Annotated in this window: 7 protein-coding genes; 2 read left to right on the top strand and 5 right to left on the bottom strand. The window is 50.6% G+C overall.

Annotated features, from left to right (window positions below; all coding sequences use genetic code 11):
* Positions 1 to 198 precede the first annotated feature (198 nt).
* From ACYVR3_RS02055 to ACYVR3_RS02035, 5 genes are all read right to left on the bottom strand, one after another.
* Positions 199 to 2,265, bottom strand: a complete 2,067-nt coding sequence (locus tag ACYVR3_RS02055; RefSeq protein ID WP_461242934.1) for an alkaline phosphatase family protein — start codon at positions 2,263 to 2,265, stop codon at positions 199 to 201.
* 30 nt (positions 2,266 to 2,295) lie between these two features.
* A complete protein-coding gene (locus ACYVR3_RS02050; RefSeq protein WP_461242933.1) occupies positions 2,296 to 3,000 on the bottom strand; it encodes a sirohydrochlorin chelatase in 705 nt (234 codons plus the stop codon).
* 34 nt (positions 3,001 to 3,034) lie between these two features.
* Positions 3,035 to 3,475, bottom strand: coding sequence for a flavodoxin domain-containing protein (locus ACYVR3_RS02045; protein ID WP_461242932.1), 441 nt, complete (start codon positions 3,473 to 3,475; stop codon positions 3,035 to 3,037).
* On the bottom strand, positions 3,472 to 5,106 hold the full coding sequence (locus ACYVR3_RS02040; protein ID WP_461242931.1) for a nitrite/sulfite reductase: 1,635 nt from the start codon (positions 5,104 to 5,106) through the stop codon (positions 3,472 to 3,474). The genes ACYVR3_RS02045 and ACYVR3_RS02040 overlap by 4 nt, the downstream gene beginning before the upstream one ends.
* A 464-nt stretch (positions 5,107 to 5,570) precedes the next feature.
* Positions 5,571 to 6,449 carry a LysR family transcriptional regulator gene (locus tag ACYVR3_RS02035; RefSeq protein WP_461242930.1) on the bottom strand — a complete coding sequence of 293 codons (879 nt, stop codon included), beginning with the start codon at positions 6,447 to 6,449 and terminating at the stop codon, positions 5,571 to 5,573.
* A gap of 571 nt (positions 6,450 to 7,020) precedes the next feature.
* Here ACYVR3_RS02035 and ACYVR3_RS02030 point away from each other — a divergent pair.
* Positions 7,021 to 8,010 (top strand): NAD(P)/FAD-dependent oxidoreductase, encoded by a 990-nt coding sequence (locus ACYVR3_RS02030; RefSeq protein WP_461242929.1) that lies wholly within the window; start codon positions 7,021 to 7,023, stop codon positions 8,008 to 8,010.
* Positions 8,011 to 8,327: 317 nt separating this feature from the next.
* Positions 8,328 to 8,585: a hypothetical protein gene (locus tag ACYVR3_RS02025; RefSeq protein WP_054733406.1), complete on the top strand. Its 258-nt coding sequence runs from the start codon at positions 8,328 to 8,330 to the stop codon at positions 8,583 to 8,585.
* The last annotated feature ends 837 nt before the right edge of the window (positions 8,586 to 9,422 follow it).

The following is a 9,422-nucleotide window of genomic DNA, read 5'->3' as shown; positions in this document are numbered from 1 at the left end:
CGTGCCCACGGCGTTCCAGCCCAAATTTTCTGACCGACCGGTTGTGCCCACAATATCATCCATGATTAACGCGCCAACGAAGCCAATTTTCACAAACTTCGCACACTGTCGCTGGACACAAACGACATGTAACTAGTTATCTAGTAACAACAAAAAACGCACATCGTACCAGCCTTACTGGTACAACATGCGTTCAAATTAATCATTGTCAGTCAAAATTTGGTAAATCGGTGCGCCTTCACACTGTTCAGGTACATGCGTCCCAAGTAGGGTGGCAATGGTAGGTGCAACGTCCACTTGGCGGATGACGCGCTTGGTGGTGTAGTTGGCCTTGATGCCAGGGCCAGCGGCGACGAAGGTTGGGGTGACGGAAGTGCCGAAGTAGCCTTCAGCGGTGGATAAACCATCACCGTGGAGCCGGTTGAAACCTTCGTTGACGGTGAAGAAGATGTCGCCGGCTTCGTCACCATTGGTACCGAAGACGACAGCGTCCTTGTTGCGGACGGCCAGCCCGACAACCCGTTTTCCCGTTGCGGGGTCGCGGTAGTTGTAGAGGTCGTTGATGACCTGTTCTTCAAGGTCGTATTTGTCCTTTGGATCCACGATACCGTGCTTGTCACGACCCTTGACGTTGATGTAGATGTAGTTACTACGAATCTGAACAGCGGTGGTTTTATCCCAATCCACTTCATCGATCTTGTTACCATCAGCGTCCGTCTTCAGGGTGGTGTAGCCGAGTTGTTCCATGACGGAGACGTTCAAGCCACCGTATTCACCCAAGATTGGGGGAACGTTTTCGCCGACCAGCAACCCGTGATCGGAAACGACGAAGATCGTGTAGCCTTCGTCCAAGAAATGCAGGAAGCGGCCGATGTAGTCGTCGGTTTGTTGGAAGACCCGTTCGATGAAGCCTTGGTAGACCTTTTCATCGGTATTTTTCCAAGGTTCCAAGGTTTTACCTAAGTGCCAGAGTTGGTGACCAGCGCAATCCACGTTGTGCAGGTGACTGAAGATGGCGTCGAACTGCTTGTGCTGTAGGAGGTACTCTAGGCAATCTGCTTGCCACTGGCAGTAGATGTCCCAAGATGGGATGAAGACTTCGCGAACGAGTTCGGCGTCTTCACCGCCGATGAGGCTAACGGGAGGAATTGGGCCGACGTTTTTGACGATGTCGTGGAACAGGTCGTTATCCGACCACAGCATGCTGTTAGTGGTATCTAGCGCGTTGCTGATCCAGAAGCGGAGGTTTTTACCGTCTGGTGAGAGTTCCAAAATCTTGTAAGAACGGCAGCTTGGCTTTGTGGCACCCTTTTTGGTGACGTCATCGATGATGCCAGAAACCATTTTCCCCTTGGGAATGACCGCGAATGGTTCGGCGTCATCCTTGGTGTGGTAGAGGGCAACGGCATCGTAGTCACCGTTGGCGCCCTTGGTGATGAGGGCGATGCGTTCCTCAGTCCCGCCGGAAACGACGAAGTGGAATTCTAAGGCACCTTCTGGGGCGTTGGCCCAACCTTCAGCGGGTTTGATGCCAGTGAAGAATTGATCGTACGCCACTTTAGCGCCAATCATCATTTCGGTGTCGTCTAAGGTTTTGATGTAGGTCCGAATCTCGTTGCCTTCACGGGATTTGTCGCCCCACCAGAGTTCCATCATTTCGTCTTCTTCGTCGGAAGCTTCACTAGATGGGTTCTTTAGCACTTCACCCAAATCGGTGATGTTGCACCCAACCCCGGCAGCTTTATCGGTGTGGCCGGTGAAGTGGTCCTTTTCGATATCGGCATTGGCGTAGATGATCTTTTCCCAGTCCATTTGCGCAACACCCATGTTTACGGAACCGGGTTGGGTACCATCAACAACGCTCAAGAGGGGACTCTTTGAAGTTGGGGGCCATGAACAACCTGGCCAGTGCCAGACCATGGTTTTCTTACCGTTCTTGGTGGTTTCGTTCCAGATTGGTTCGGCCTTGCAGTTGCGGGAGTCCATGTTGTAGACCACGGCGTCCAGACTTTCAGGGGCTTGGCGCCAGTAGCAGGTGATGCCGTGCGTGCCCGGATAGGCGCCGGTGGCTAACGTCGTCCAGCAAGGTGGCGTAATCGTGGGAACGGATCCCAGTAGTTTGATGCCTTTGTGGGCGGAACCCCGTTCAAGGTATTTTTTCAGATTGGGCATCTTGCCCTCGTTTACAAGTCGGTTGGCGGTGCGGGAGTCTAACCCGTCGATGCCAAGCACGATGACTTTATCGGTACGTGGTTTTTCGGTCATTCAAATGCCTCCAGTAATAATAGTAGTTTTTTAGTTTGATGACACCTGATTCACCGCGTTGAGGCGCTCTTGCAGGGCCTGCGTAATGACTTGGTGGTCTTCTAGGGTTGGTAAAAAGATGCTGTCGGGTTGAATCGCTGTGACCCGGTCACGAATCCGGTTGGCCAAGCGCCCGTCCGTCAAGAAAAGGCGTTGGACGATCAGTGGCTCGCTGTCCGGTTTGACGACGTTTTGAATCAGGTGATGTCCGATATAGTTAGCGCAACGCACGGTGACGCCTAAGTCGTCTTCAAGGTGTTCGGCGATGGCCTTCAACTGGGTGTAAGGTTCGTTGTAGTGCGGGGTACCGTGAGCAATCAGGAGAACTGGTCGCTCGGGGTTCTCCGCTAAGGCGTCGCTGATTTGGTCCCGCAGAAAGTCGTAAACGGCGTTGGTCGTTGCCAGCGGTTTGAGGAACGTCAGCGACACATCCGGTGAGACCGTTGCCAGTACCCGTCGTGGAATGTCTTGTTTCACGTGGGTGGCAGCGAAGAGCAGCACCGGCGCGATGATAATGTGGTCAACTTGTTCCTGCAACTGGCGTAAGCCATCTTCAAGGGTGAGTTGCTTACCTTCAAGGAAGCCGATACAAGCTGGCGTTCCAGTCGTTTCGATGAAGTCGCGGAGTAGTTGAATGTTGGCCTTAGGAAGCTTATTACGCCGGCCGTGAAGCACGTAAATGATGCCTGTCGCCATAACTTGTCATCTCCTTTAAATTAAATGATGGGTGTTAAATGCTGGTGATCGTTGCTGCAAGTTGCTTGAGGGCTTCGGTCGCTTCGTCATCGGGGGCGAGTTCAATCTTCAGTCCGGGCGCGATGATGTTGGCGCCGGCTTCTTTGACGCGACCTTCGATGTCGTCAACGGCACTGCAGAAGTCGTCGTAACTGGTATCGCCGGTACCGATAACCGAAACGTTAAACCCGTTGAGATTGGCATCCTCAACGTCATCGGCAAAATCAATGATGCCGTCTGGCAACTCAGCATCGCCATCGGTGTAACTCGCAATCACGTACGCATCGGCATCGGTAAAGAAGTCGTCCACTTCGATGCCATCATCACCGTCAAATGCTTCAACATCGGCGCCCTTATCGGTGAGGGCGTCACTGAGAACGTCCACGGCTTCTTTGGTGTTGCCGGTTAGGCTGGTATAAATAATCTTCACTTTCATTTCGCAATTTCCTCCGGTTTCAATTGATCAAAGTAGTGGGTCAGGACCGTTTGGAAGTGGTCCGTTCCTTGACGCTGGTAGTACTCGTAGAAGCTTTCGCTGTTTTGCAGATTATCTTGGTAATCTTGTAGCAGACTGGCCGTGGCGTCGACGATTTGGTCGGCTACCACCTTGCCTTTAAGGTTCTCGTTAAAGTGACCGCCATCGAGAAGGCTACCACCAACCGAGAACTGATAACCTTCCACCTTATCGCCGTCAGCGGTCCGGGCATGGACCCCTTCAATGCCGATGTCGGCAATGCTCCGGTGCGCACAGTTGTTACCACACCCGGTTAAGGTGATGGCAACTGGTTTTTCAAAGGTGAAGCGGGCGTCCAAGGCGTTGAGGATCGGCTCGAAGATTTCCTTAGTATGTGAATTGGCGAGGTTACAATATTCAGCGCCGGTACAGGTTGTTGCCAAGTCTAGTAATGTTTCAGGCTTCGTGTTGAAGCGGGTGAAGATCTCGTTGGCCTTAACCGTTTCGAGGTCGGCCGCTGGAATCCACGGGATGATGAGATTCTGTTCGTGATCAAAGCGGATTTCGTCACGACCGTATTGCCGGGCAATGTCGATAAATGCTTTGAAGTCTTCGGCATTGATCCGACCGGTGGGAACAGAAACACCAACGTAGTAATAACCCTTTTGGGCTTGTTCGTGGATGCCCAGTGCGCTACCTCCGTTGGACCAGCCGCGGACTTCACTGTGACCAGCCGTTTCGAGGTCGGGAAGTTGTTCGCGGATGGCAGCTTCAAACTTGTTGATGCCCCAGTCTTGGATCAGGAATTTTAACCGCGCCTTCGCCCGACTACGACGAGGACCGTTGTCCCGATAGAGTTGAACGACGACTTCCGCTAGGTCAGCGACTTGGTCGGGGGTCACGAAGATGTTGGTTGAAAGGCCTAAGTAAGGGACCATGCCGAGGCCGCCACCGATTTTAACGTTGAAGCCCTGAACGGTTTGACCGTTGATTGCCTTGGTCGCTGGAATCAAAGCTAAGTCGTTGATTTCCGCGTTGCCGGCGTTGTAGATGTTACTGTTGATCGAGATCTTGAACTTCCGGGGCAAGTTTGAATAATCGCGGTTACCTTGGAACCGTTCGTAAACTTGGAGCACCGTTTCGCGGGTATCGAATAACTCGTTGGGGTCGATGCCGGAAAGCGGGTTATCGACCACGTTTCTGGTGATGTCACCTTCGGCCCCGGCCGTGGTCAAACCAACTTCGTTCAGTTGGTCGAACAATTCCGGCAGTTTCACAAAGGGAATCCAGTGGTACTGAACGGCTTGCCGGGTCGTTAAATCAACGAAGCCGTGGCCGTAAGTCTCGGCGATCCAAGCAATCAAGTCAGCCTGTTTCAGGTTGATGCGCCCGCCGGGAATCTTGATCCGAAACATGAAGTTACCTTGTTCCTGCGGCTTTTGAACCGTTAGGCCAGCGTATTTAAAATACATGTAGTAACTCTTATCAACTTCCGAGAAGGGATGCTTGATCAACTCCGGAAGGTCCTTGAAGACGTCTAGGCCGTCCTCTTTTAACTTACTTTTTTCATTCTTGTTGATGCGTTGATCCGCCCAAATTGCGTCGTAACTCATAACAACACCCTCTATTCATCATGGTTGGTGGACCAAAAAACGCGCCCTTTTTCAGATTGCTCTGAAAAAGGACGCGCTTGGCGTGGTACCACCTTTTTTTAATTCAACATCATTGTTAAATCCTCAAGGTCAGCGGCATCACTCGAGATGACGCTGACAGCCTGATAACGGCGGCTGATCGTTACGGGCTTACACGTTGGCTCACCCGTAAAACTCCAAGACCATCTTCGGAGGCCCCACGTGACCTGCTTGCACCATCTCAGGCTCGCTATTAATGGTGGGGTGACTCGTACTCATCTTGTCATTGTTCCTGTGCGGTATTTAATTTTGATGTTATTCTAATCAGTTTTTAATTGACTGGCAAGGCGTTCGCAATAGCTAAAATTTATCACTGACGAGAATTTGAACCGCTTTGATGATGATGATTGCCGGTAATTCGCACGGACCGGCATAGTTAAATTCTATCAAGCCCCGATTTGTTGGTGATGGTTAAAATACTGTCGGAGCTCGTGCCGGGCCGCTGCCACGATTGGCGGAATGTCGGTGTTGGCGGTTCGAATCAGGAGGACGTGGATCGTATTAGCGCCCGTTAACTTTTTGGCAATCAGCCCAACCGAGGCTGGTGTCGTGAGTGGACCGAGGTCGGTGGCGTAAGCATCGGACTCTCGGATGAGGTCGACCGTTGTTAACGGATCATTGCAAGTAATGGTCGGGGTCGAACTAGGGTGGGTGTCGGGGGTGGCGATAACGTGAGGGTACGCGGTCAGATCAGCTAACCGGAGTTCGGCCTTGTCAGCTAACGGATGCGTTGGTCGCAGAAATACTTGCGTTTGATAAGTGCTGAGGGTTTCGTAAACGAGGTGTTGTTGCGCCAACGTGTTGGTTAATTGTGGTAAATCAAGGTCTGCCACGGCGAGAATGCCCAGTTGGCAATGAAACTGAGCAACTTCCGCAATGATTTTTTGGTAGTCGCCATCGACTAAGCGAAATGATTGATAGTCGGGATAGCTTGTCGTGAGTGACGTTAATAGGGGCGACAATGCCGCACAGTATTGACTGGCGATAGCGAAGCTTTGATGGTCGTGATGCACGTTCGCAAAGCGGTGCTGTAAGTTCTCAACATCGCCAACGATTTTACGGGCGTGTTTCACGAACTGGGTACCGGCAGGCGTTAAAAAGTTGCCCTGCCGCGTCCGTTTAAAGAGTTGTGCGTTGAGCTCCAGTTCTAGTGCTTTGATACCGTGAGAGAGGCTGGGCTGTGACACGTATAATTTTTTGGCAGCGGCGTGGAAGCTGCCGTTATCGACAACGGCGAGTACGTAACGCATTTGTTGAATGTTCATAAAAATCACCTTCCTTGGGGATACAAAAAGCCCTTCACAGCTTAAATGCTATGAAGGGACGCAGTTTGCGTGGTACCACCCAGTTTTGTATGGCAGTTGCCATACCTCAATTCGGTACCGGTTTGATACCTAGTCTGGTAACGGGGACGACCGGTCAATCAGCGTGAACTGACTGACAACTCCGAGTTCATATTCGCTGTGGTCACGGGGGTCCCTTTTTCACCATCCGGGTTCTCTGACGACGTGACTGACAGTTACTCATCTCTTCAACGTGATTCGTATTATTAGAAAATGATTAAAGAATACGGGCTAGTCTAGCGAGTTTCAGTGACCGTGTCAAGACGAAGATTTTTATCAGGCGGTGCCGAATTTAGCGATGTAGTAGTGACAAAACGGTTGGTGGTGCGGTTATCAATGGGGTCAAAAATAACGGATCGTTAGTCTGCGGCGTGAATCGCTGCTTGACAGTTATCTTGTGGAAGTGATAAATTGCCGAGTATTAAGTTTAAGGATAACTGGTGCTTACATAGTCATGTGAGGTTAAACCAACCAGTTTTTAGGAGGCGTGCTGATGCAAAGTGATGAGCATTTATATGATTTAACCGTCGTTGGCGGTGGTCCCGTGGGGATGTTTGCGGCCATGTATGCGGGAATGCGGAATTTGGATACCCAGTTAATCGAAAGCCTGCCAGAGTTAGGTGGCCAGGTCGAAGCGCTGTATCCGGAAAAAACGATTCACGATATTGCAGGCTTTGTGTCAGGGAAGGGGTCTGAGCTGATCGCCAACTTGAAACAGCAATTGGCCGAGGTCCAAGATCAAGTGTCGATCCACTTATCAGAAGAAGTGACTGGACTTGAAAAAAAGGCGGACGGCACGTTTATTCTGACCACGTCTAAGCGAACGACCCACACGAAAACGATTTTGATTTCAGTAGGGAGCGGTGCCTTTACCCCACGTCAATTAGCTTGCGATTACGACCACGCGTTGGATGGTAGACAGGTCCGCTACTTCGTTAAACGGTTAGCTGATTTTGCCGGTAAAAACGTGGCGGTTGCGGGTGGTGGGGACGCTGCGATTGACTGGGCGTTAGCGCTGGCGCCAATCGCGAACCACGTCTCAATCATTCACCGGCGTAATAACTTCCGGGGCTTGGAATCCAGTGTTGCACAGTTGCAGCAGTCTAGCGTGGAACTAGTGACACCGTTTAACATTACTGGTGTGACCGCTCAGGGTGAGGGCGTTCAAATCGAATTACAGGAAAACAAAGGTGACACCGCTAAGTCACTTACGGCTGATACCTTATTAGTGAACTACGGCTTTATTGCGGATAATCATTTGTTGAAAGACTGGGGCCTTGAGCTGGAGCGTCGGGCGTTGGTAGTTAACGAGTTTATGATGTCGTCTGAACCCGGCATTTACGGTATTGGTGATGCCTCAACCTATCCCGGTAAAGTGAAGCTGATTTCTAGTGGGTTTGGGGAAGCGCCGGCCGCAATTAATCATATTTCGACTGAGTTGTATCCGGATCGGCGGCAACCGTTGCACAGTACGTCGATGTAGTGTGGTGGCTGACAGTGTTTCACGTGAAACAGGCTAGATTGTTGATTTGACACCAATTTGACACATCATTAGATAGCTAGTTATCTGAAAATAATCATCATTCAGCTAATTTGCTGAACAATTATCGCTAAAATGTTCCACATGAAACATTTTTGTCACTTGATTTAGGTCAAGGTAGCCAATCGTTAATCAGACTATGCTAGAGACAAGTTGGAAACCAATGAGGGACTTAAGCTTTTTATTACTTCTTTTTTGGGTTTCCTTAAGGTTAATTCGGCATACTATAGTCATCAACAACGATAAGGAGCGTGAGGCACATGTTGCTTGATCACGATACAAAAATGGCAAATATCATTGCTGCTCAAATTACGAAGGTGTTCTACCCCTTCGTTGTAGCAAAAACCGAAACCGGTGAGTACTTACACCTCAATGTATCCGACACGGAACGTGCAGATCCGCTGTTCTGGGATGAACTTCGGAGTATCCTCCAAGCGAAATTGTGGGTTCCCGTTGGTAAGAAGTACCACCAACTACTTGATAACGGCTGGTTAGTGACAGACCCCGTTTTGGATTAACTTAAATTTGAATTGATTGCGTGCAACCGCCGACGTGTTTGTTGGTGGTTGCTTTTTTGCTGTCGCTTGGTGTCCAGCGTAAGCATTTTTCTGCTTAGTTTGTGAAGTGAAATTTGCGTAAACGGTCGATTCCGGTCAGCGGCTAGGTTCCTGCTGTGGGGCCGGCCTGAGCCAAAGGGCGGTCTCAGCCCTCGAATCTAAGCCTCGCCAAAACCCGCGCGAGTCTTAGATTCGTCCCCGATAATTGGCGGTTGTCGGAAGAGCGCCAACAACCACCAATTATCGCGACACAGCATCCACCTAGCCGCTGACCGAAATCTTACGTTGGCGCAATTCGGCACTGTTGTAGACCATCTCAAGTGCTTAGCTGGACATCTTGCGGCGATATCGCAATAACACTAACGTTGATTCGACAAACGCAGAATTGATCAGCAGTTACCGTTCCATAATCGCGATGGATAAGCATCAATACCTGCTTAATGCCAACGCAACGGTATTAAGTTCACGCAAACATGACGTACAACCGGCAGATTTAGCACTGCGCAATCGTTGATTCATTACGGTTACTGAACATTGACCACGATTATTTTCGCGTGTTGGGTTATCATTCAACGTTGTCATCACGCAGTTTCGTCAGCTTCAGAATGTGACAATCAGATGTTCTGGTCAACTACAGCGCGCCATGTAGCGGGAGGCGGAGGCGCGCGGGGCTCAGCAGTGTCGGTATGACTTAAGCAGTCGTGCCCCGTGGGGTTCGGGGTGCGAGTGCTTTAGTCATACGCCAGTCCGGAGAGATCCGGCATGGGCGGTTTTTGCCCATTCCTAGCTCGTAGGCTG

It is taken from the genome of Secundilactobacillus muriivasis, from assembly GCF_054785195.1.
Note: the sequence above shows the minus strand (reverse complement) of the source record. Positions and strands in the feature narration are given on the sequence as shown.

Excerpts from the sequence above, each read along its gene's own strand:
- ACYVR3_RS02040 (WP_461242931.1), bottom strand. The coding sequence starts at position 5,106 with ATGAGTTACGACGCAATTTGGGCGGATCAACGCATCAACAAGAATGAA.
- ACYVR3_RS02035 (WP_461242930.1), bottom strand. The coding sequence starts at position 6,449 with ATGAACATTCAACAAATGCGTTACGTACTCGCCGTTGTCGATAACGGC.
- ACYVR3_RS02050 (WP_461242933.1), bottom strand. The coding sequence starts at position 3,000 with ATGGCGACAGGCATCATTTACGTGCTTCACGGCCGGCGTAATAAGCTT.
- ACYVR3_RS02045 (WP_461242932.1), bottom strand. The coding sequence starts at position 3,475 with ATGAAAGTGAAGATTATTTATACCAGCCTAACCGGCAACACCAAAGAA.
- ACYVR3_RS02055 (WP_461242934.1), bottom strand. The coding sequence starts at position 2,265 with ATGACCGAAAAACCACGTACCGATAAAGTCATCGTGCTTGGCATCGAC.
- ACYVR3_RS02025 (WP_054733406.1), top strand. The coding sequence starts at position 8,328 with ATGTTGCTTGATCACGATACAAAAATGGCAAATATCATTGCTGCTCAA.
- ACYVR3_RS02030 (WP_461242929.1), top strand. The coding sequence starts at position 7,021 with ATGCAAAGTGATGAGCATTTATATGATTTAACCGTCGTTGGCGGTGGT.